Raw genomic sequence first — 23,130 nt, 5'->3', positions numbered from 1 at the left:
AAATCAGCCTGATTCCTGATCCATCAACGCCTTGACCTCAGCCGATCAGATCACTGGTGTCGAAATCAAAATCCCGGCAAGTGATTACGTAAATTACGCCGGCAAATATCGTCCCACCCCGCCCGATTTGGAGTGAAAAAAGTAGCGCGACCTACTTCCCTTTCGGACCGTATCCGGCAGCGGGTGTGCCATCCGATTGCAAATGGTCGGTGGCCCAAAGCACCCCGCGCGTCACCAAATCCAGATAACGCGCATCGGCCACCGTTTCCGTGTTGTGGCCAATGGTGGTGCTAAACACGCGCGCCCGCTTTGGACCGTATTCATTGGTCCACACCACGACGGTGTCATTGGTTTTCAGGCTCCCGTCCTTCTGCTGGGTAATCTGCCGGCCACGCGCGAGCGCCTGCGTGGCGGCGAAGATGTGAATGTTGTTGTATAGCTCCTCGCCAATCGTGGTCCAGCCACTCAGCCCGATGGTCGTCGGATGTTTGGCATCCACGTAGTTGATGGTGATGGGAAGTTGCGGACTATGCCCGCTGGATTGCAGACCGAGGTATTCAAACCACAACCCATGCGGCGTGCCCAAGGTGACCGGATCATTGGGATTGCCGATGCGATACGAGTGCATGGCGCAGTGCAGATTGACTCCAGGCACACCGTCGCGATGCGGCTGCAGCACGGCCTCAACCAATTTCGGATCGGAAAGGTCCGCGCCACATTCATCGTGAATGACCACATCGTAACCGTGCGCGTAATTTGGATTGCCGAGAATGGGCAACGGCGGCTTGGTGCTGCCGTCACTGGTGTGAACCTGATCCACCACCGCGTTGGCGCGCGCTTCGATGCCTTGTTTGAGCACGTTTTTCTGATGTTCGTAATCATGGCAACAGCCGCCCGTGATCAACAACACCCGCAACGGCTTCGGGAGTTCGGCGGCGCGGCCGGATAACGCGCCACCCCAGAACCACAGCGTGCCGACGAGGATCAACCGGGGCAACCCGCGACGCGCGTTTTTCATTTGGCGACCTTTTCCCAACGATGCGTCCGGGCCGACTTCAGCACCGCATCGCAGACGTTTTGCGTTTCCAAGGCATCGCGGAACGTGGGGCTGACCGATTTTCTACTGGCCAGACCTTCGAGAAAATCCGCCACCTGATGCACGAAGCTGTGCTCGTAACCAATCTGCAAACCGGGCACCCACCACTTGTCCATGTACGGGTGCTCGCCGCCGTGATCAGTCACATGAATGGAACGCCAGCCGCGCAACTTTCCTTCATCTTGATGATCAAAGTATTGGAGCCGATGCAGGTCGTGCAAATCCCACGCGATGGACGCTTTCTCGCCATTGATTTCAAACGTGTACAGCGCCTTATGCCCGCGCGCGTAGCGAGTGGATTCAAACGTCGCCAGCGACCCATTCTTGAAACGCGCCAGAAACGCGCAAGCGTCGTCAATGCCCACTTTCTCCACTTTGCCGGACAGCGTGTGTTTCCGCTTTTTGATGAACGTCTCCGTCATGGCGGTGACGGAATCCATCGCGCCGTTCAGCCACAGCGCCGTGTCAATGCAGTGCGCGAGCAAATCACCGGTCACGCCGCTGCCGGCGGCTTTCACATCCAAGCGCCATAACCCCGCGCCGCCTTGGGGCAGGTCCGGACTGATCGTCCAATCCTGCAAAAATTTGGCCCGGTAATGAAAAATTTTTCCGAGGCGACCTTCTTCGATCAAGCGCTTGGCCAGCGTCACCGCCGGTACGCGCCGGTAATTATACCAAACCAGGTTGGGCACTTTGGCCTGTTCCACCGCCTTGACCATTTTGACGCCTTCCGGTCCGTTCATCGAGAGCGGTTTTTCACACAAAACCATTTTTCCCGCCTTGGCGGCGGCGATGGCGATGGGCGCGTGCGTTTGGTTCGGCGTGCAGATATCCACCGCATCAATATCCTTGCGCTTGAGCAGTTGTTTCCAATCCGTCTCCACCGATTCGTAGCCCCACTTCGCGGCGAACGCGCTGGCGCTGGCCCGGTTGCGCGCGCACACGGCGGCGAGCACCGGTCGGTATTTCAGGTCAAAGAAATTATTGACCTTGCGATAAGCGTTCGAGTGAGCGCGGCCCATGAAGCCGCAGCCGATCAGTCCAATGCGTAGTTCTTTCATAAAGTTTTTCTGGTTCGGCAATTACGGCGCTTCAGGCGCGCCAGCCGTGGTTTTCGCGGACTTGAATCATCGCCGCGAGGATGTCATTCCACGTTTGCTGTTGCGCCATGACCTGATTGGGGAACATGCAACCGTCCCAACAAATGTGTTTCGTCCGCTTCGTCACGCGGCCTTTCTCATCCCGCAACCAATAGCCGGAATCGCGAACGATATTGAGCTTCCCGCGCGGATCGGTCGCCAGACAATGCCGCCCGGTTTTCTCGTGCGAGCCTGAGCCAAACACGCTGCCGTCATTCTGCGCCACATGAAAATCAATGGTCCACGGTCGCAACGCATTCGTGAGTTTGGTCATTGCGTCGTGAAACGCCGCCGGTTCGTAATGATAATTTTTCGGCACGAGCCGGTGCGCCTCGGCGTTGTAACCCAGCGTGTACAGATGGGTGTGCGACATGTCCGCCTGAAAGCCCACCAGCTTCGGCAAACCCACTGCTTCGAGCAATTGCACCATGTATTTCCACGAGTGCATGCCGCCCCAGCAAATTTCACCTTCCGCCGCCAGGCGTTCGCCGTGATCCTTGGCCACCTTTGCCGCTTCCCGAAAAGTTTTGGCAATCAACTTCGTGTTACCTTTCGGATCTTTGTCCCAATCCGTCACACTTGCCGCAGAATCAATGCGTACCACACCATACGGTCGAACTCCCAGTTCGCGCAGCCGCTGGGCGATGCGACACGCCTTCCGCACGGCGGTGATCCAGTTGGCGCGCTGGGTTTCGTCGCCCATGGCGGAACCGCCAAACCAGACCGGGGCCACCACCGAACCGACCACCAACCCCTTCTTCCGAATTTTGGCCGCCAGCTTTTTGATGCCGCCATCGGTGAGGTCAATGCTGACGTGCGGATCGTAGAGAAACAGGTCCACGCCATCGAACTTGACGCCATCCACTCGGGCTTTGGCCGTGAGGTCCAGCATGGTGTCCAGGTCAATGCACGGCTCGGCGCCGGGGCTGCCCTTGCCGACCAGGCCGGGCCACATGGCGTTGTGCAATTTGGGAAAATTGTTGGTCAACGGAGTTTTGCTCATAAATTCGGATTTGTATCTACCCGCTAACCTAAGCAAAGAACATTTCCGCAAGCAACGCGAAAGTGCCACCGACCGGGATTCGCGAAATGGCTAAAAGCATGAATCCATTCCTCCAGCCATCACTGGTCCGTTGGAACACGCCCCGGCTCGCGTAGTCCGTGGCCGACACGTTGGGTGAACGTGTCGCCCAGATCGTCGCGCGCCTGCTCCGCCAGCGCGAGCAAACGTTGAACGATTTCCGGATGTTGCGCGGCAACGTCGGTGGTTTCGCCAAGGTCATTTTGCAAGTCATACAGTTCCGGCACGCTGATCTTCGCCGGTTGATATTTTACCGGGATTCCGTTTGTGCCACCGGGATGGCCCGCAAGCGTTCGATATGAGTGCGGTAGATATAGTTTCCAGTGGCCGTCGCCGCTGGCCACGGCCTGCAAGTCGCCTTGGAAATAGTAGTAAAAATACGCCTCGTGCGGATTGACGGCGCCTTTCTTGCCCGCGAGCAACGGCCAGACGTCCAGACCATCAATCTTGTGCGCCGGGAGTTGCGCTCCCACCAGATTGGCAATGGTAGGAAACAGATCAATGGTCATGAACATGGCGTCACTGCTTTTGCCGCGAGGCAGCTTCCCCGGCCAGCGCATGATGCAAGGCACGCGCGTGCCGCCCTCCCAGTTGGTCCCCTTGCCTTCGCGCAGCGGTCCTGTTGAACCGGCGTGATTGCCGTAACTGAGCCAGGGACCGTTGTCGCTGGCGAAGATGACGAGCGTGTCCTTCTCGATGCCGCAGCGCTTCAACGCCCGCATCACCTCGCCCACGCTCCAGTCAATTTCCATGATCACATCGCCGTAAAGTCCTTGCTTCGATTTGCCCTTGAATTTGTCGCTCACAAACAACGGGACGTGCGGCATGGAATGCGCGAGGTAAAAGAAAAACGGTCGCGCTTGGTTTCGCTCGATGAACCTCACCGCGCGTTCAGTGTACCAAGTGGTGAGCTGCGATTGATCTTCCGCCGTGACTTCGTCGCGAATGACCTGATCGCCCTCGATAAGCGGCAACGGCGGATACGTACCCTTCCGGGCTTCCGGATGGTGCGGCCACATGTCGTTGGAGTAAGGCAGACCAAAGTATTCATCGAACCCGTGATGCACGGGGAGGAATGGCCGAGGTCGCCCCAGATGCCATTTGCCCGCCATACCCGTGACGTAGCCCTTTTGCTTGAGTAACTCAGCGAGCGTCATTTCGTTGGAGCTGAGTCCGTGTTTGGCTGCCGGCCCCAATGCCCCATGAATCCCAATGCGACTCGGATAACATCCGGTCAACAACGAAGCGCGTGAGGCGGAACAAACCGGCTGCGCCGCGTGGAAATTGGTGAACTTGACGCCTTGGCGGGCCAGCCGATCCAAATTGGGCGTCTCAAATCCTTGCGCGCCGAACACCCCGACATCTGCATAGCCCTGATCATCGGTGAAAATGACGATGACGTTGGGCAATCGCGCGGCCAGAACGGGCGCCATTCCGAATAGAACGCCGCCGAGCAGCAGGGCCAGCCGGAGCAACGGACTTTTCACGTCGAAAGAATACGGCACTGAACGCAGAGGGCGCACCTTAAAAATCATCACCGATTTTTGCAGGACTTGGCTGGGCCGATGGAGTAAGGTTCGCGCCGTGAAAAACGGGATATTAATCCTCTCCTTAGCCGCCATCCTGGCCGGTTGCGCGACCAGTTCGATTGAATCGCGCCGCCGCGAACGGGTCTCGAGTTACGAAGCGTTGAGTCCGGAGTTCAAGACCTTGGTGGACCAAGGCCAGATTCGGCGCGGAATGACGCCGGATGCGGTGTACATCGCCTGGGGAAAGCCGTCGCAAGTGTTGCAACAGGAAGACGAGCGTGGCGCGGTTACGATCTGGTTGTATTACGGCGGTTGGTTGGAGGAAACTCGTTATTGGCCGCGTTCGGCGCGACAACCGGTTTCCGACTTTCAATCGCGCACCTACGTCAGCGCGGAAATCACTTTTGCCAACGGCGTGGTTACGGCCTGGCGGACGCTGCCGAAGCCAGTCGAGTAACCCGTCGCCCTCACTTCAGCAGCCGCGCCGGAGCCACGCTGATTTTGGCATTAATGGCGGCGGGAATGTTTGTCGCCTTCATTTTGCCCCCGACCATTTTCACGCACACAGCGGTGACCTTGCCTCGAGCAACTTCGTAAGGTGGTTGCGCGTTCAGCTTCCGCAAGCGGAACGCATAAGTCAGCGCCTTGGACTTTTTTTCCATCACCAGAAGTTGCACCTCCACTTCATCCCCAAAGCGGAGCGGCGCCAGGTAATCGGCTTCGGTATGAACGCGCGGCCAGCCGACCGAACTGGCATGTTTGCCGGGCGCGAAGGATAATCCCAGCGACCGGAAGAAAGCATGCTCGGCGGCATCCATGTAACGGTAATACATGGCGTAGTACACAATGCCCGCCATATCCGTATCCCCGAATTCCACGAAGCGCCGAATCTTGAATTGATAAGCCATGGCGGAATCCTGACTTCCGCCGGACCAATTGACGATGCTAAAATTCTGTGAACTGCGAAGTCGTCGCGCGCCCCGCTTGAAGCGCGTTCGCGAACGCCGAGATGAAAAATCGTAGCAGCAAACAGTTGCGACTTTAAGCTGGCTCTGTTAGAAGAAGTTCGGGCGCGGGTGTAGTTCAATGGTAGAACACGAGCTTCCCAAGCTTGATACGAGGGTTCGATTCCCTTCACCCGCTCCATTCATAATCAACGACTTACGAGTGAGTGCAGTAAAAGTGCAGTAAATTAACCCTCCCAAATCAAAGTTTTTTCTCATGCAATTCCCCTGTAAAACGAGGTGCGTTATTGAGGCGGTGTGGTGAACCGATTCGTTAAACCCGAATGATTCAGGCTTGTTGGAGAATTTGCGCGGCGCGCGGAGACGGGCTTGATGGGGCATCGGCAGTATCGCCGTTGCGAAGCGGGAACTTTTCGGAATGAAATCCATTTTGACTGTTGCGCCACTGGACAAAATCTTGCCAGAAAATTACGCCACGAAATACAGGAAAACCAGGAAGTCGAAACCACTCCCGTGCCGTCGAATATGAGATGCCGACGGCAACGAAAAATTCCTTTGCATTCAGTGCTTGATCCAACCGGCGCTTCTCCAAAACATTCTCTAACTTGATACTACGAAGCTGTTTATCCTGCGGCATATTTACCTCCGCCCCGTGTTCATACCTTTGGCTTATTGAAATTGACTTCGATGTCCTTCTTTTTCTGTCGCCGCGTCAGCCGTTCGTAGCTCTGCGGATTTTGATTCTCGCAAAGCGCATGGAACTGATCACGGGAGACGTTCTGCTTTAATCCCAGCCTGTCCGCCCCCACACCGATCCATTGGCGGGGACGGATTTCGCCCGCCGAGTAGTGATCATTCTGCTCCAGACACTCGTCGAAATACTTCTCGGCATCGGCCAGATTTTTCTGGGCCACGGCAGTAAACATACGACACGGCAGATCAGCTAATGACCGTCATGCCGGCCAGAATGGCCGAAGTCAAAGTTGCCGGGGTGTATGAAGCACACGTCTTACCCCGCTCACAGTACGGCCGCCAGTTTGCTTCCAGTTCCAATTTGCTGTATCTATTTCGTCAGTGCAAACGGTGTCTTTCAATGAAGTGAAGAGACAGGAAGCGCAAAGCCGGATGGCCGCAATGCGCCGGGCTCGGCGCAGTCCGACTGCCGCAGCGGCACAGCAACGGCGGGCATCATTGATCGGCGCTGGTGCGAAATGGCGCATCACCAATTTCAAGCAAGTTGCGCGGGCCATGTCCAAATGGGCGTAATTCGCCACGGCATACCGAACGAATGCCGATTGCCCGCCGCGCCACCCTTGGCTATATTCACGCCGCAATGATTCCCGGACACAGCAACAGGACCTGGCATGAAATTATGGATGACCGCAGCCTCGAAATGGATCGCGTCATTGCGGACAAAATTCGTGTCAACCCGAAGCTGGTCCAAATCGCCCTGACCAACATCCACCGTTGGCTGGCCAACCCCGATTACTCCGAGAGCGGCCGGCAAGCCGCCCTGGAATGGAAGCGGATCATTGAGAACTTCTCGGTCGGGGCACTGGTGACCTTGTTGGCAAGCAACTCCGAAGAAGCGCAACGACTGCGCCAATCGAGTCCGTTCTGTGGCCTCCTTACGCCGGACGAACGACAGGCCATTTTCAGAAAGTATGCAGCGCTCCGAGATCGAGCATGTCTTGCGAGCCGCTAAGGGGATCGCCGGAGAAGACGAGTTCATCCGGGTGCATCCGCTGTGGCTCGGAAGCAACGTGACCGAACCCACAAGCCACCAAAGGAGGATAGCTTGGCATGTGCTGTCTCGCTGATTTGATGAATGGTCGGCGCCTGGACTGGACGGCTTGCTTCCAGGTATTCAGCAACCGACCAGACCAATCGCCTCCAATAGAAACCTAGCGTCGCACTCAACGGACGTTCCTGAAACCGCGCGCCACGTCGCCGTCGTCCGTTCACCTCACTCCCGACCCGCTCCGTTTCGCTGGCGGTTTCAGAACGCTCGTTCAGTGCGTGGTCATCAGCACATCAGTGCGCGAATTTTGACACGTTCAACCGAACGAGATCGGTGGCGGCTTTCGGGAATGGGAAAGCCGGTATTTTGGTTAGACACCATCCCCTTACATCAATATAGGCCACCAGCCGCGCAATGGTCGCGCCGTGTCCGCGCCCCGGCCCCGCAGCGTCGGGCGGAAGGTCCCAGGCGATTTCCGCACAGTAGCCGCGCCGTAGCTGGGCGACATGCGGGCGGCATCCGCGCATGGCCTGAAAAGGTCTTTGCAATAGTTGCGGTTCACTCGCATAACGTTCACACAATATCCGTGTCCGCAGTCTGTCCACGCCCACATCCAGTCCACGACTACATCCGGGATTTGTCCATGTCCACGTTCCGTCCATGACCGCCGCCGCGTCTGTAGCCGTAGTCAGTCCGTGCTCGCACCGCATCCCGAGCCGTGTCTGAGTTGTTGCCGGGAAACACCTCGCATTACACTGCAAGTATCCGCACGGAGGTTAACGCAACAGCCGGAGGGCGTCCCGGCAATTCCCGCTGGAATCCGCGCAGCAGTTCGCTTGGCAGACGCGCAGCGTCCAAGTTGGCGTCCAGTTGAAAGACGATATACCCGACGCTAGGCACGCACACGCTCAAGTTGATCCGGCCCGTGCCAGTAATTTTGGTTTTCCGGCTTGGCGGGCCAGAATTTTTGACTCAACGCCTTGCTGGCTTTTTTGCAGGCGGGATTTGAGCGGAACATTTGGCGATGGTGGCTGCGGGGATCGGGAACAAAGGCTCGCTTGCAATTGATACATTCCCGCTGACGGTGTTCGTATTGCATAACAAACACCACCGACCACAGCTATTCAGGTGCAAATAAAATTGGCGTCAGATTCACTGAGGCGGAAAAAGTCACCGACCGAGCGTGCCTCGCGCTGGAATCATATGGCTCGCTCACGCCGTCAAGGACGCTACAAAAAAAACGACTCAAACAAAAATGGCTCGCCGTTTTTCGTTCCTCCCTGACCGCGCTCGCTGCGCCAAGAGTTTGCGCTTAGGAATCACGCTCGGAGTCTGCATCTCTGGTTTTGCGAAATGGATGGCGCAATACCGCAGGCAACTGGCCGATTGAGTGCCAGTTGAAATTATTCATGCGAAGTCAACCGTGCCGGCTCTTCCAAAATATCGAGCAATGCCTTGGCGCAATAAACCCGATCGCGTTTCGCATCTCCTGATTGCTTCACAATTCCAAGCCGCTCCAATCGCTCAATGGCTCGTTGCGCCGTGGTGAAAGCCACGCCTAGTTTTTCAGCCGCGCCTTTGGCGGTGATGAACGGATTCGCCATCAAGAGTTCGACCACACGCAGCGGTGCATTTGTCGAATCCCCGGCGACCTTTTTTTGCCATTCGATCAGCTTGCTGTTGATGCGCGCCGCCCGGCTCAACGCATCTTCTGACATCCGGGCCACGCCTTGCAAAAAGTATTCCAGCCATTCATTCCACTCGCCATTTTCGCTGACGCCGCGCAGTCCGTCGTAATAATCACGTCGCGCGGCTTCAAAAAATGCCGACAGATACAGCAGTGGTGTCGGTAAAATCTGCCGTTCAATCAAGAACAAGGTAATCAGCAAACGACCAACGCGCCCATTGCCGTCCAAAAACGGATGGATGGCCTCAAACTGGTAATGCGCCAGCGCAATCGTGACCAAGGGTGGCAGCTCTGATTCGTGCAGAAATTTTTCCCATGCGGCCAAACAGGTTTCCACCTCTTCCGGCGGTGGCGGAACGAAGGAAGCCGTTGCCAGCGTGCTGCCCGGTTTGCCAATCCAGTTCTGAATTTCACGAAATCGCCCCGGTGTGGCTTGTTGCCCGCGCACGCCGGTCATGAGTTTCTCGTGCAATTCGCGGATGATGCGGACACACAGTGGAAGTTCCTTGAGGTGGGCAATGCCGTGTTCGAGTGCCACGACATAATTGCCAACCTCCCGCAAATCGTCGGGACTACGATCCACGGCTACACCGGCTTCTGCTGCCAGCAATTCGCCCAGCGTCGCTTGCGTGCCCTCAATCTTGCTGGACAGCACGGCTTCGCGTTGCAGAAACGGACGCATCAAAATATGCGGATTGGGCAGGCGCCCGCCTTCGCCGGCCAATTTGCCGATTAGGCGGTCGGCGTCGGACAGCACGCGGATCAGCCGGGGCGTCCAATCGAGCTTCGGCGGCAGCGGCGCAGGCACAAAGGCGGCATAGCCGCCTTGCGACACTTTCTTGCCCGGAATGTTTGATTTTCTTGGCATCGGTCACTTTCGCTGATGAAAATACCACATATCGCTATTTTCATAAAAGCTTAAAAACGATAATAGCACGCTTTTCTATTTTCGCGGTTGAAACCGCGTTAAGCTGCAAATTGAACTGCTGTTACCGCGTCGCTGGATGGTGGAGCGCACATTTTTCGCTTTCGCAGACTCGCCCGCGCTTATGAGCGACTGGCGTCCACATTGGCGGAGTATCATTGGCTCGCTGTGGCGATGCTCATACTCAAATCCTTCCTCGTCAAAAGTGCATCACAAACTCTAATCAGAACATTTTTCTCACCTTGACGCAAACTTCACCGCTTGAATGTGAAATTGTTTTTTAGTGGAATTTTGTGTTGCATGTTGTTCACAATTATTATATGTTCGTTAAAAATAGTTCATTATATGAACTTTCTTGAATAATATGAGTATTGAAGAACACGAAAAGCGCTCGCTTGACGATCAGGAACGGTTGATTGTTCGCGCCCTGATTCGCGATCCGCGGCTCAGCGACAATCAAATCGGCAAGTTGACGTCGGTGCCAACTCCGACCGTGCGGCGCAAGCGCAAGAAGCTCGAGGAGGAAGGGTTGCTGAGTTACTACTGCGCGTTGGATATGCAGGAACGCGGCACCGCCCGTTTTAGCGCGCGGCATCTGTATGTGATCAAGTTCCGGATTGGCATCACGGTCACGCAAATCGTGGAGGAGATCAAACACGAGCCAAACATCCGCACGATTTTTACGGATTTGATCTACGAATCACACATCGCGGAGACCGAAGGTCGCGTCGCCTTGATCATGATCGTCGAGGGTAAACACGCGACGGACATTGTGGAGAACATGCACGCGACCATCATTCCCTCATTGCGTAAGAATCATGGGCCGGATTCCATCGAAGAAGTTTCCTCGATTCGGCTTCTCGCGCCCATCCGCATCCTCCACAACTATGTCCCGCTGGTGAATATGCGGGGCGGCGTGCTTCGGGAAGACTGGCCCAAGGACGCAATTTTTGTTGGCTAAACGTTATGACTCCTCCTGGTTTTCCCTCTCGGCAAGGATTGTACGATCCCGCACTGGAACATGATGCCTGCGGCGTGGGCTTTGTGGCGGACATTCGGGGCCGTCAATCTCACGCGATCGTTCGTCAAGCGCTGCAAGTTTTGAATAATTTGCAGCACCGCGGCGCCAGCGGCAGCGAAGCCAATACCGGCGATGGCGCTGGGATTCTGCTGCAAGTGCCGCATGAGTTTTTGGCGGCTGCGTGTCGGCGAGAACAAATCGTTCTGCCCGGTCCGCGGGAATACGGCGTGGGCATGGTCTTTTTGCCGCAGAACCGGACGGACCGTTACAAGTGCGAGAAGTTATTTGAAGAGATCGTGGACGCGGAAGGACAGACCTTGCTCGGGTGGCGACCGGTGCCAACCTGTAATGCGGCGTTGGGCGGTTGGGCGCGACAAAACGAGCCAATCATCCGGCAGGTTTTCATTGGCCGTGACGCGAGCCTGACCGACGATCTGGCGTTCGAGCGCAAGTTGTATCTGATCCGCAAGCTCGCGGAAAAAGGCATCCGCTATTCCGGCATCAAAGGCGGCGGGCAATTTTACATTCCCAGCCTGTCGCACAAAACCATCATCTACAAAGGCATGCTGTTGCCTGATCAGTTGGACGCCTATTTTCCCGATCTCAGCGATCCGGCGCTGGCCTCCGCGCTGGCGTTGGTACATTCCCGATTTTCGACCAATACCTTTCCGAGCTGGGAGCGCGCGCATCCCTACCGCTACGTCGCGCACAATGGCGAAATCAACACTTTGCGCGGCAACGTCAACTGGATGCTGGCACGGCAGGCGACGCTGGTTTCCGAGGTGTTTGGCGCGGACCTCAAAAAACTGTTTCCCATCATCAATGAGGATGGCTCCGACTCGGCAATGTTCGACAACGTACTGGAGTTTCTGGTGTTGGCCGGACGGTCATTACCGCACGCGATGATGATGATGATTCCGGAGCCGTGGGCCGGTCACGAAAGCATGAGCGACGCGAAGAAGGCGTTTTACGCTTATCACTCCTGCTTGATGGAGCCGTGGGACGGACCGGCCAGCGTGGTGTTCACCGACGGAGTCCAGATCGGCGCGACGCTCGACCGCAACGGCCTGCGTCCCGCCCGGTATTACGTTACGAAAGATGATCGGGTGGTGCTGGCCAGCGAAGTGGGGGTGCTTGACATTCCGGCATCGGAGGTGGTGCGCAAAGGGCGCTTGCAACCGGGGCACATGTTCCTGCTCGACACCGCTCAGGGACGGATTATTTCCGACGAGGAAATTAAAGCCACCGTGGCGGCGGAAAAACCTTACCGGCTGTGGTTGAACGCGCAGCAGACCACGCTTGAAGATTTGCCGGAGCGGGAAACCCCGCCGTCTGACCCCGCCACACTGCTGCCGCGGCAACGGGCGTTTGGCTACACGTTCGAGGATTTGCGCCTGATTCTGGTGCCGATGGCGCGAGACGGCGTGCAACCCATCGGCTCCATGGGCACCGACACGCCGCTGGCGGTGCTCTCCGATCAGCCGCAGTTGCTCTACAACTATTTCAAGCAACTGTTCGCTCAAGTGACCAATCCGCCGATTGACGCCATCCGGGAGGAGATTGTCACCAGCACTGAAACCGCGCTTGGCCCTGGAGGCAACCTGCTCCAGTCCGCGCCCGAGAATTGCGCCAATATCAAGCTTCGCACTCCCCTCCTGTCGAATGAGGAATTGGCGAAGCTCCAGCACTGTCAGTTGCCAAAATTCAAGCCGGTCACGTTGCCGCTCTTGTTTCCGGCCGCCGGCGGCGCCCGGGGTTTGGAGCGCGCCGTGGATCAGCTCTGCCAGCAGGTCACGCAGGCGATTCGGGACGGACACACGCTGATCATTTTATCCGATCGCGGCATCAGCCCGGATCAAGCGGCGATCCCGGCGTTGCTGGCGGTGTCGGCGGTCAACCATCACCTGATCCGACAGGGCACGCGCACTCGCGCCAGCCTGATTTTGGAGTCTGCCGAACCGCGCGAGGTGCATCATTTTGCGTTGTTGCTCGGCTACGGCGTCAGCGCCATCAATCCCTACCTGGCGTTTGAATCAATCGAAGATCTGATTCGACAAGAAATGTTGATCGGTATCGAGTACCCACAAGCGGTTCAAAACTTTCTCCAAGCGGCCACGAAAGGCGTCGTCAAAACGATGGCCAAGATGGGCATTTCCACGATTCAATCGTACCGGGGCGCGCAGATTTTTGAGGCGATTGGATTGAACTCGTGGGTGATTGACAAGTATTTCACCTGGACCGCTTCGCGTATCGAAGGCATCGGCATTGAAGAGCTGGCCGAGGAAGCGCTGCGGCGGCACCGGTGCGCGTTCCCGGAACGCCCCGGGCAGGACTCCACGCTGGATACCGGCGGCCAATATCAATGGCGGCAGGGTGGCGAACGGCATCTATTCAATCCCGAGACCGTCCAAAAACTGCAACTCGCCGTGCGCACCGACAACTATCGGGTCTTTCAGGAGTATTCCGAGGCGGTCAACAATCAAGCGCGCCGACTTTGCACACTACGCGGGTTGTTTCAATTCAAGTATGCGCCGACACCCATTCCGTTGGAGGAGGTCGAATCGGTCGAGAGCCTCGTGCGACGGTTTAAGACTGGCGCGATGAGTTACGGTTCGATCAGCCAGGAAGCCCATGAAGCCCTGGCGATTGCCATGAACCGGCTCGGTGGCAAGAGCAATACCGGCGAAGGCGGCGAGGACCCGGCCCGCTACGTCCGCGAACCCAACGGGGATTCAAAGAACTCCGCCATCAAACAGGTCGCGAGCGGGCGATTTGGCGTGACGAGCTTGTACCTGACGCAGGCCAAAGAACTTCAAATCAAGATGGCGCAGGGCGCAAAACCGGGCGAGGGCGGCGAGTTGCCGGGCACGAAGGTCTATCCGTGGATTGCGAAGACGCGCGGCACCACCGCCGGGGTGGGGCTGATTTCGCCGCCGCCGCATCACGACATTTACTCCATCGAAGACCTGGCCGAACTCATCCACGATCTGAAGTGTGCGAACTCGGAAGCGCGGATCAGCGTCAAGCTCGTGGCCGAAATCGGCGTCGGCACCATCGCCGCCGGAGTGGCGAAGGCACACGCGGATGTCGTGTTGATTTCCGGTCACGATGGCGGGACTGGCGCGTCGCCGCTTTCATCCATCAAACACGCGGGCGCCCCGTGGGAATTGGGGCTGGCCGAAACGCAACAAACCCTGCTGCTCAATAACCTTCGCAGCCGCATCGTGGTCGAGGCCGACGGCCAGTTGAAAACCGGTCGGGACGTGGTGATCGCCGCGTTGTTGGGCGCGGAAGAATTTGGTTTTGCGACGGCGCCGTTGGCGGCGCTGGGTTGTATTTTGATGCGGGTCTGCCACTTGAACACCTGCCCGGTGGGGATTGCCACTCAGGACCCGCGCTTGCGAGCCAGGTTTGCCGGCGCCCCGGAGCATGTGGTCAACTTCATGCGCTTCATCGCCCAGGAAGTTCGGGAACTGATGGCGCAACTCGGCTTTCGCACCCTCATCGAAATGGTGGGGCGGGTGGACAAACTGGAAATGCGCTCCGCCGTGGAGCATTGGAAAGCGCAGGGGCTGGACTACGAAAGGATTTTTCACCAACCAGAGGTGCCGCCCGAGGTCGGCCGCCATTGTCAGATGGCGCAAGACCATGGAATTGAGGCGACCTTTGACCGGCGCGAGTTGTGGGAGCTGTGTCGCCCGGCCTGGGAGCATGGCCAGGCAGTTCAAGCGACTTTACCGGTGCGCAATATCCATCGCGTGGTCGGCACGCTGGTGGGCAGCGAGATCACCCGACGGCACGGCGCGGCGGGGCTGCCGGCGGATACGGTGCGGTTGAATTTTCACGGCAGCGCCGGTCAAAGCTTCGGCGCGTTCGTGCCGCGCGGGCTGACGCTCACGCTGGTGGGCGACGCCAATGATTATCTCGGCAAGGGATTGAGCGGCGGCAAGATCATCGTCCGCCCGCCGGACGAGGCTCCGTTTGCGGCGGAGGAAAACGTCATCATCGGCAACGTCGCGCTGTATGGCGCCACGGGCGGCGAGGCGTACATCCGCGGGGTGGCCGGGGAACGGTTTGCCGTGCGGAACTCCGGCGCCCAGGCGGTGGTGGAAGGCGTGGGCGATCATGGTTGTGAGTACATGACGGGCGGGCGGGTGGTGGTGTTGGGCGTCACCGGTCGCAACTTTGGCGCGGGCATGTCGGGCGGTGTGGCGTATGTATTCGGCGAGGCCAACGCGTTTGCGCGCCAGTGCAATCGGGCCATGGTGGAATTGGAAAGCCTGACCGATCCGGCGGAGACGGACCTGGTGCGACAGATGATTGTCCGACATCACGAGGCGACCGGCAGTGTGCGCGCCGCGGAAATCCTCGCGCAATGGGACCCGGCGCAGTTTGTAAAAGTGATGCCGAAGGATTACCGCCGCGCGTTGGCGGCGCTGCAACGCGCCGAGGCCAATGGGCTGGACGGCGAAGCCGCAGTGCTGGCGGCTTTCGAGGATAATGCGCGTGAACTCGCGCTCGCAGGAGGACATTGATATGGGCAAGCCAACCGGATTTTTGGAGTTTTCACGAGAGTTGCCGGAGGACCGCGCGCCGCTGGAACGGCTCAAGGACTGGCGGGAATTTCACCAGCCGATGGCGGAGGATAAACTTCGGCATCAGGGCGCGCGTTGCATGGATTGCGGCATTCCGTTTTGTCACACCGGCAACCTGCTGGCGGGCATGGCCAGTGGCTGTCCGATTCACAACCTGATTCCGGAATGGAACGATCTGGTGTATCGGGGGCTGTGGCGCGAAGCGCTTGAACGGCTGCATAAGACGAACAATTTTCCCGATTTCACCGGCCGCGTCTGTCCGGCGCCATGCGAGGGTTCGTGCGTGTTGGGCATGAACCAACCGCCGGTCACGATCAAAAACATCGAGTATTCCATCATCGAGCGGGGTTTTGCGGAAGGCTGGGTCACCGCCGAACCCCCAACGCAGCGCACCGGCAAGACGGTGGCGATTGTGGGCAGCGGTCCGGCGGGACTCTCGTGCGCGGCACAGTTAAACCGGGCGGGCCATCGGGTCACGGTGTACGAGCGGGCGGATCGGATTGGCGGTTTGTTGATGTACGGCATTCCGAACATGAAACTCGATAAAACCGTGGTGCAACGGCGGGTGGATTTGCTGGCGCAGGAGGGAATCCAGTTCGTTACGCGCTGTGAAGTCGGTAAAGATTTGCCGGCCGAAAAACTGTTGCAGGACTTTGACGCGGTCGTTTTGTGTGGCGGCGCGACCCGACCCCGTGATTTATCGGTGCCGGGACGCGAACTCGCGGGGGTTCACTTCGCAATGGATTTTCTCACCGCCAATACCCGGCATTTGTTGGATGCGCGCGTGCCGTACATTGACGCTGCGGGCAAGGACGTGATCGTGATTGGCGGCGGGGACACCGGGACGGATTGTTGTGGCACCGCGCTCCGACAGGGTTGCCGGAGTTTGATTCAACTTGAAATCATGCCGCAAGCGCCGGCCCAACGCGCGGCGGACAATCCGTGGCCGCAGTGGCCGAAGGTCCACAAGCTGGATTACGGGCAGGCGGAAGCGGCGGCGTTGTTTGGCGCGGATCCGCGACAGTATTTGGTGACGGTAAAGCGGTGTCTGGGTGAAACCGAAGTGCAAGGCATCGAAATCGTGCGCGTCGAATGGAAGCGGGATGGTCAGGGGCGGTTGACCCCGGCGGTGGTGGCGGGCAGTGAGAAACAGTTGTCCGCGCAATTGGTCTTGTTGGCGATGGGGTTTTTGGGGCCGGAAGATGTGGTGTTAAAGGCGCTGAAAGTCGAGCAAGACGCGCGCAGCAACGTCAAGGCGGAAGCCGGCAAGTTCACCACCAACCTCCCCGGAGTGTTTGCCGCCGGAGACATGCGGCGGGGACAGAGTCTGGTTGTTTGGGCGATCAACGAAGGTCGGGGTGCGGCGCGCGAATGTGACCGGTATTTGATGGGCGAGGTGTCGGAAGCCTTGCGCTGAGTGGCTGGGTCCCGGACGCTGATAGACCGTATGGAGACAACGCGTGAAATCATTCGCGAGCGAAAGTAAACCGGAGTGGGTTGGCTTCGCGGAGGAGGTCTGCACTTGGGCGGCGGAGAAGGGCTGTCGGGTGACGGACGGATTGAGTCTGTTGCTGCACATTGCTTACATGCTGGAAAGCCGCCCCAATCTGCGCGAGGTCCTCGCCCCCGTTTTGCGGCAGATGGAACAGGCGATAGCTTTTCAACGCGGCGGCATCATCATTCTCGACCCGAACCGAAACGCCATTTCCATCGCGGAAACGGTCGGGCTGTCTCCTCAACTGACCCAGACGGACTATCTGAAGTGGTGCCGTCCCGTGACGGACCAGGTGATCCGTTCCGGCGCGCCAGTAGTGCTGCCAGATCTTGCGGCGGATCTCCAATCACCAGTCGCTGAAGTTGTTTCCGAAAAAATGGCGTTGCTTTGCGTCCCGCTGAAATGCGGCGAAGAAGTGGCGGGTTGTTTGATCGTCGAACGGCGGAGCGACACAGAAGTAAGCCTGGCGGCGGATCGGCGGCTGTTATCGCTGGTGGCTGATGTCATCGCTCAAAGCGTACATTCTCACCGTCAGACCGCCGCGCATTTGCAGACGTTGCGCCTGGAGAATGAACGACTGCAGGAGCAGTTGGCGTCGAGTCTTCGGCCGCCGAACCTGATCGGCAACTCCACCGGGATGCGGTCGGTGTATCTGCACATTGAACAGGTGGCGGGCAGCGGCACCACCGTGTTGATCCGCGGCGAATCCGGCGTGGGCAAGGAACTGGTGGCTCACGCGCTACACGAGCAAAGCCCGCGCAAAAACCGGGCCTTCGTCAAGTTCAACTGCGCAGCTTTGCCCGAATCCATTATCGAGAGCGAACTGTTCGGCCACGAACGGGGCGCGTTCACCGGGGCGATCTCCATGCGTCGAGGCCGGTTTGAAATCGCCGACGGCGGCACGTTGTTCCTGGATGAAATCGGCGACGTGTCGCCCGTTACGCAGGTCAAGCTGTTGCGCGTGTTGCAGGAAAAAGAGTTCGAGCGCGTCGGCAGCCACACGCCGATCCGCACCGACGTGCGGATCATTGCCGCGACCAGTCGGAATCTCGAAGCGATGATTGAGGAGGGGAAGTTCCGCGCGGACCTTTACTATCGGCTCAATGTATTTCCGATTTACGTGCCGCCGTTGCGGGAACGCAAATCAGACGTGCTCCTGCTCGCGGATCATTTTGTCGAAAAGTTCAGCCGGAACAATCGCGCGAAGGTGCGGCGCATTTCCACGGCGGCCATTGATCTACTGATCAGTTATCACTGGCCCGGCAATGTTCGCGAACTGGAAAACTGCATCGAGCGCGCGGTGCTGCTTTGCCCGGGCACCGCCATCGAGGCGCATCATCTGCCGCCCACGTTGCAGAAACGCGATGCGACTGAGAAGAGCGCCGGGGGAACATTGCAAACCGCGGTGGCGGCGCTCGAATATGAAATGATTGTGGCCGAGCTGAAAACCAACGACGGCAACATGGCCGCCGCCGCGCGGAATCTGGGTCTGACTGAACGTCAAATCGGGCTGCGCGTGAAACGCCTCGGCATAGATTTCAAACGGTTCCGACCGGGCGATTAGTCTCATCGCGCCCAAGCTACATTCGGGTAGCTTTTTTCGCGCACTCCTACCTGAAGGTAGCTTTGTTCCGTGGATCAGCTGCTCTCGCCATGACGACCGCGACTTTTTCTTTTTGAGTTTTTACGGGGGTTTCCGCGTGTTTTCGACCCTGACGCATTTTACTTCAGCGCGTGGCACAGGCCCTGCAAAGAGCGGAGACGGATTGGCGATGAACCCCGCTCAACCCGTGCAACGGAATAACACGCAGTGAAATCCATGAAGCGCATTTCTATTTTTAGGTGGCCGGCAACTCTGGCGCTCTTGGCTGCTCCCGCCTGGTCTGCGGAGTCTCCCTCGTCCGAAGCGACAGCAGCGAGCGACTGGAAGGTGGAAGCCGGCGCGGATTACTACAGTAAATACGTCTTTCGCGGAGTAAATGTTTCCGGTCACGATCCGCTGGCTCAAGCGCGTCTCCTGCTTGAATACAAAAATTTCACCGCCGCCTACACCGGTTATTACAGCCCGGTGGATCAACCCGGTTTGAAGTGGTACACGGAACACAATTACACGCTCGATTACACGGCGACTCGGGAGAAACTCTCCCTTACCGCTGGAGCGCTTTATTATCAGTATCCCAACGGTCGTTCCGGAGTGGATACCTGGGACCTCTATGGCGTCCTCGCTTACGATTTTCCGCTCCTGAACCCCAAAGCCACATTGAACTGGGACGTGGATGAATTCCATACCGGCTACGGCACCCTCGGGGTCAGCCATGAGTTTGATCTCACCAAGGTGGTGGGCCTAAAAGATCCCACGGCCATTACTCTCACTCCGTCCGCCGCGCTGGGAATTGACTTCGGTTACAATTCCAGAAAAACGCGGGCCAACGTCAATTGGAACGACATCCTGCTCGGCCTGACCGCCAATCTCGCCATCACGAGGAACGTCTCCCTCCATACTGGTTTGCTGGCGTCTTTCGCCCTCGATTCACTTCACGAAATCAATCAAGGCAACGAACTCATCGGCAACCTCGGCGTCACCATTACGTTCTGAAAGGAAAAACAATATGATAACCTTTGGCTTTTTTCCCCGTTTGATCACCGGCCTGTTCGTGGCGGTGTTGGCGCTGAGCGTGACCGCTGTCGCCGGGGCGGACGCGCTCCAGGAGCCGACCATCGAACAGCGGCTCGCCGATTTGGAAGCTTGCGTCAACAATGAGGCGCGCACTGCGGATGTCGCCAGCAAGATCAATGGCGCGGGGCCGGGTCACAACGCCTGGATGATGACGGCGGCGGCGTTGGTGCTGTTCATGACGTTGCCGGGGTTGGCGTTGTTTTACGGCGGATTGGTTCGCAAGCGGAATGTTCTGTCCGTCCTTGCTCAATGCCTCGGGATTACGGGGCTGGTGACGATTCTCTGGTGGGCGGTGGGGTACAGTTTTGTGTTCGCACCGGGGAATGCCATCCTCGGCGGCTTCAAATTTGCCTTTCTGCAAGGGGTGGGCAGCCTGCCAAACCCGGATTACGCGGGCTGGGTTTCGCAGAACGTGTTCGCGATGTTTCAAATGATGTTTGCCATCATTACGCCTGCCTTGATCATCGGGGCCGTCGCCGAGCGCATGAAATACGCCGCTGTGCTGCTGTTCGTGGCGCTCTGGATGTTGGTGGTGTATTTCCCGCTGGCCCACATGGTCTGGGGCGCGGACGGGTTGATGAATGGCGTCTGGAATTCCGCCGCCCGGATCAAGGCGATTGATTTCGCCGGTGGCACGGTGGTTCACATGTCCAGCGGTTGGTCGGCGCTGCTGCTCTGTTTGATCGTCGGTAAACGCCTCGGTTTCGGCAAAGTCATCATGGCCCCGCACTCCATGGTCTTGTGCATGATCGGCACCGGCATGTTGTGGGTGGGCTGGTACGGGTTTAACGCCGGCAGCGCGCTGGCGGCCGATGGGGTTGCCGCCAACGCGTTCATGACCACTACGCTCGCGGCGGCGGTGGCCAGCGTGGCGTGGGCGGGCGCGGAATGGATTTTGCGCGGCAAACCCAGTGTCCTCGGCTTCTGTTCGGGAGTCGTGGCGGGGCTGGTCGTGGTCACGCCGGCGTGCGGTTTCATCACCGCGAATGGCGCCATCATCATCGGCTTGCTGGCCGGCTTTGTCTCCTTCTGCGCGTGTTGGAAACTGAAAGCCGCGCTCGGTTATGATGACGCCCTCGATACTTTTGGGGTTCACGCCGTCGGGGGCACGCTCGGCGCGTTGTTGACCGGACTGCTGGCGACGACTGAAGCCAACGCGAATCTGGCGATCAATCTCAAGGAAATTGTCGGTCGCACGCTGTGGTTGCACCAACTCGCCGCGATGGGGATTACGCTGGCCCTGGCCTTGATCGGCACCGTGGCGATCGCCTACCTCGTGAAGTTCACCGTCGGGTTGCGTCCCAGCGCCGAAGAGGAAATGCAAGGGCTGGACCTGGTGGACCACGGTGAAGCCGGTTATCTCCTCGACTAAAGAAAGGAACCATCCGTATGAAAATGATCGAAGCCATTATCAAACCCTTCAAACTCGAAGACGTAAAGGAAGCCCTGGCCGCCATCGGCGTGGAAGGCATGACGGTATCGGAAGTCAAAGGGTTTGGGCGACAGAAGGGGCATACTGAAATTTATCGCGGCAGCGAGTACACCGTGGATTTTCTGCCGAAGATCAAACTCGAAATCGTGGTCACGGACGCGCAGGTGGAGGCGGCGCTCAAAGCCGTCACCGCCGCCGCGCACACCGGCAAGATCGGCGACGGCAAACTCTTCGTCCTCCCGGTCGAGCAGGCGGTGCGGATTCGGACCGCGGAACGCGACGATCAAGCTGTCTAACGCAACCTCAATCAAATTAACCATAAAGGAACGACGTGACCTCTCAAGAAATACTGGCGCTGTGTAAAAGTAAAAACCTTCAACTCGTGGACGTAAAATTCTGCGACTTCCTCGGCACCTGGCAACACTTCTGCATCCCGATTGCCGAACTGGACGAAGCGGTGTTCGCGGATGGATTGGGCTTTGATGGCTCCTCCATTCGCGGTTGGAAATCCATCGAGGCCAGCGACATGCTGCTCATTCTGGATCCCGCCACCGCCATCGTTGATCCCTTCCCCAAAACACCGACGCTGAGTCTCGTGGCGGATGGGGTGGACCCGATGACGCGCGAACCCTACAGCCGCGACCCGCGCAACGTCGCGCGCAAAGCGGAGGCTTATTTGAAAAGCACCGGCATCGCCGACACCGCATACATGGGACCAGAAGCGGAGTTCTTCATCTTCGACGAGGTCCGCTACGGCCAGACGGCGAACAGCGGTTTCTATTTCCTGGATAGCATCGAGGGCATCTGGAACAGCGGCCGGGAGGAAGGACCAAACCTCGGCAACAAAATCCGCTTCAAGGAAGGTTACTTCCCGGTGGCGCCGGCGGACACGCAGGTTGAAATCCGCAACGACATGATCAATGTGATGCGTGATTGCGGGCTGCGCGTCGAGCGGGAGCACCATGAAGTGGCGACCGCCGGCCAGGCGGAAATTGACCTGCGATTCAACTCGTTGGTGAAAATGGCCGACGACATGATGTTGTACAAATACATCGTCAAAAACGTCGCCCGTCGCCACAACAAGACCGTCACCTTCATGCCCAAGCCGTTGTTTGGCGACAACGGTTCCGGCATGCATACGCACCAATCGCTTTGGAAGAAAGGGAAACCCTTGTTTGCCGGCAGCCAATACGCCGGCCTGAGCGAAATGGCCTTGTACTACATTGGCGGAATCTTGAAACACGCCCGGGCGATGGCGGCGTTCACCAACCCCACCGTGAACAGTTACAAGCGTCTGACGCCCGGCTTCGAAGCGCCGGTCAACCTGGCCTACAGTTCGCGCAACCGGTCGGCGGCCATTCGCATTCCGACGTATTCCCCAAGTCCGAAAGCCAAGCGCGTCGAATATCGCCCGCCCGATCCCACGGCGAATCCGTACCTCGCCATGGCCGCCATGTTGATGGCCGGCCTGGATGGCATTCAAAACCGGATTGATCCCGGCGAGCCGCTCGATAAAAATATTTATGAGCTGCCCCCGGAAGAACTGAAGCAAGTTCCCTCAATGCCCGGCAGTTTGACCGAGGCGTGCGACGCCCTCGAACAGGATCACGGCTTTCTCCTCAAAGGCGACGTCTTCACCCAGGACGTCATTGAAACCTGGATTGGGATGAAACGCAAAGAGCAGGACCAAATCCGATTGCGCCCGCATCCCTGGGAGTTCAGTATGTATTACGACGCTTAACGCGTT

Annotated in this window: 18 protein-coding genes, 1 tRNA gene and 1 pseudogene; 12 read left to right on the top strand and 8 right to left on the bottom strand. The window is 58.1% G+C overall.

Annotation, left to right across the window (positions count from 1 at the left end):
- Window positions 1–151: 151 nt before the first annotated feature.
- The 4 genes from M9920_11480 to M9920_11465 form a co-directional block, all read right to left on the bottom strand.
- Window positions 152–1,018 (bottom strand): ThuA domain-containing protein, encoded by an 867-nt coding sequence (locus M9920_11480; protein ID MCO5052911.1) that lies wholly within the window; start codon window positions 1,016–1,018, stop codon window positions 152–154.
- Window positions 1,015–2,157: a Gfo/Idh/MocA family oxidoreductase gene (locus M9920_11475; GenBank protein MCO5052910.1), complete on the bottom strand. Its 1,143-nt coding sequence runs from the start codon at window positions 2,155–2,157 to the stop codon at window positions 1,015–1,017. Before M9920_11475 ends, M9920_11480 begins: the two co-directional genes overlap by 4 nt.
- Before the next feature lie 31 nt (window positions 2,158–2,188).
- The gene (locus tag M9920_11470; GenBank protein MCO5052909.1) at window positions 2,189–3,238 is read right to left on the bottom strand and encodes a sugar phosphate isomerase/epimerase; all 1,050 of its coding nucleotides are present in this window, start codon (window positions 3,236–3,238) and stop codon (window positions 2,189–2,191) included.
- Between the two features lie 119 nt (window positions 3,239–3,357).
- Window positions 3,358–4,749, bottom strand: coding sequence for a sulfatase (locus M9920_11465; GenBank protein ID MCO5052908.1), 1,392 nt, complete (start codon window positions 4,747–4,749; stop codon window positions 3,358–3,360).
- Between the two features lie 151 nt (window positions 4,750–4,900).
- Between M9920_11465 and M9920_11460 the strand changes: the two genes are divergently transcribed.
- Window positions 4,901–5,302 carry a hypothetical protein gene (locus M9920_11460; GenBank protein MCO5052907.1) on the top strand — a complete coding sequence of 134 codons (402 nt, stop codon included), beginning with the start codon at window positions 4,901–4,903 and terminating at the stop codon, window positions 5,300–5,302.
- Between the two features lie 10 nt (window positions 5,303–5,312).
- Here M9920_11460 and M9920_11455 read toward each other — a convergent pair whose 3' ends face one another.
- On the bottom strand, window positions 5,313–5,753 hold the full coding sequence (locus M9920_11455; protein ID MCO5052906.1) for an acyl-CoA thioesterase: 441 nt from the start codon (window positions 5,751–5,753) through the stop codon (window positions 5,313–5,315).
- Window positions 5,754–5,917: 164 nt separating this feature from the next.
- Between M9920_11455 and M9920_11450 the strand changes: the two genes are divergently transcribed.
- Window positions 5,918–5,991: transfer RNA gene (locus M9920_11450), tRNA-Gly, on the top strand.
- A gap of 147 nt (window positions 5,992–6,138) precedes the next feature.
- Here the strand turns inward: M9920_11450 and M9920_11445 are convergent.
- Complete coding sequence (locus M9920_11445) at window positions 6,139–6,447, bottom strand: hypothetical protein (protein ID MCO5052905.1); 309 nt, start codon at window positions 6,445–6,447, stop codon at window positions 6,139–6,141.
- Between the two features lie 19 nt (window positions 6,448–6,466).
- The gene (locus M9920_11440; protein MCO5052904.1) at window positions 6,467–6,736 is read right to left on the bottom strand and encodes a relaxase domain-containing protein; all 270 of its coding nucleotides are present in this window, start codon (window positions 6,734–6,736) and stop codon (window positions 6,467–6,469) included.
- 362 nt (window positions 6,737–7,098) lie between these two features.
- Between M9920_11440 and M9920_11435 the strand changes: the two genes are divergently transcribed.
- On the top strand, window positions 7,099–7,515 hold the full coding sequence (locus M9920_11435) for a hypothetical protein (GenBank protein ID MCO5052903.1): 417 nt from the start codon (window positions 7,099–7,101) through the stop codon (window positions 7,513–7,515).
- Between the two features lie 1,439 nt (window positions 7,516–8,954).
- Here the strand turns inward: M9920_11435 and M9920_11430 are convergent.
- Window positions 8,955–10,106, bottom strand: coding sequence for a Fic family protein (locus M9920_11430; protein ID MCO5052902.1), 1,152 nt, complete (start codon window positions 10,104–10,106; stop codon window positions 8,955–8,957).
- A 115-nt stretch (window positions 10,107–10,221) separates the two neighbouring features.
- Here M9920_11430 and M9920_11425 point away from each other — a divergent pair.
- The 9 genes and pseudogenes from M9920_11425 (at window position 10,222) to glnA (ending at window position 23,124) form a co-directional block, all read left to right on the top strand.
- Window positions 10,222–10,409, top strand: a pseudogene (locus M9920_11425) (hypothetical protein).
- Between the two features lie 118 nt (window positions 10,410–10,527).
- A complete protein-coding gene (locus M9920_11420; protein MCO5052901.1) occupies window positions 10,528–11,124 on the top strand; it encodes an Lrp/AsnC family transcriptional regulator in 597 nt (198 codons plus the stop codon).
- 5 nt (window positions 11,125–11,129) lie between these two features.
- Window positions 11,130–15,719 carry a glutamate synthase large subunit gene (gene gltB, locus M9920_11415; GenBank protein MCO5052900.1) on the top strand — a complete coding sequence of 1,530 codons (4,590 nt, stop codon included), beginning with the start codon at window positions 11,130–11,132 and terminating at the stop codon, window positions 15,717–15,719.
- A 1-nt stretch (window position 15,720) separates the two neighbouring features.
- Window positions 15,721–17,196 (top strand): glutamate synthase subunit beta, encoded by a 1,476-nt coding sequence (locus tag M9920_11410; protein MCO5052899.1) that lies wholly within the window; start codon window positions 15,721–15,723, stop codon window positions 17,194–17,196.
- 169 nt (window positions 17,197–17,365) lie between these two features.
- The gene (locus tag M9920_11405; GenBank protein ID MCO5052898.1) at window positions 17,366–18,838 is read left to right on the top strand and encodes a sigma 54-interacting transcriptional regulator; all 1,473 of its coding nucleotides are present in this window, start codon (window positions 17,366–17,368) and stop codon (window positions 18,836–18,838) included.
- Between the two features lie 255 nt (window positions 18,839–19,093).
- Complete coding sequence (locus tag M9920_11400; GenBank protein MCO5052897.1) at window positions 19,094–19,870, top strand: hypothetical protein; 777 nt, start codon at window positions 19,094–19,096, stop codon at window positions 19,868–19,870.
- 13 nt (window positions 19,871–19,883) lie between these two features.
- Complete coding sequence (locus M9920_11395) at window positions 19,884–21,323, top strand: ammonium transporter (protein ID MCO5052896.1); 1,440 nt, start codon at window positions 19,884–19,886, stop codon at window positions 21,321–21,323.
- Between the two features lie 17 nt (window positions 21,324–21,340).
- Entirely contained in the window at window positions 21,341–21,679 is a 339-nt protein-coding gene (locus tag M9920_11390) for a P-II family nitrogen regulator (protein ID MCO5052895.1), read from the top strand.
- A 35-nt stretch (window positions 21,680–21,714) separates the two neighbouring features.
- Complete coding sequence (glnA, locus tag M9920_11385; GenBank protein ID MCO5052894.1) at window positions 21,715–23,124, top strand: type I glutamate--ammonia ligase; 1,410 nt, start codon at window positions 21,715–21,717, stop codon at window positions 23,122–23,124.
- Window positions 23,125–23,130 lie beyond the last annotated feature (6 nt).

It is taken from the genome of Verrucomicrobiia bacterium (genome assembly GCA_023953615.1).
GTDB lineage: Bacteria > Verrucomicrobiota > Verrucomicrobiia > Limisphaerales > JADLHS01 > JADLHS01.
This window is presented reverse-complemented; position numbering and strand designations above follow the sequence as displayed.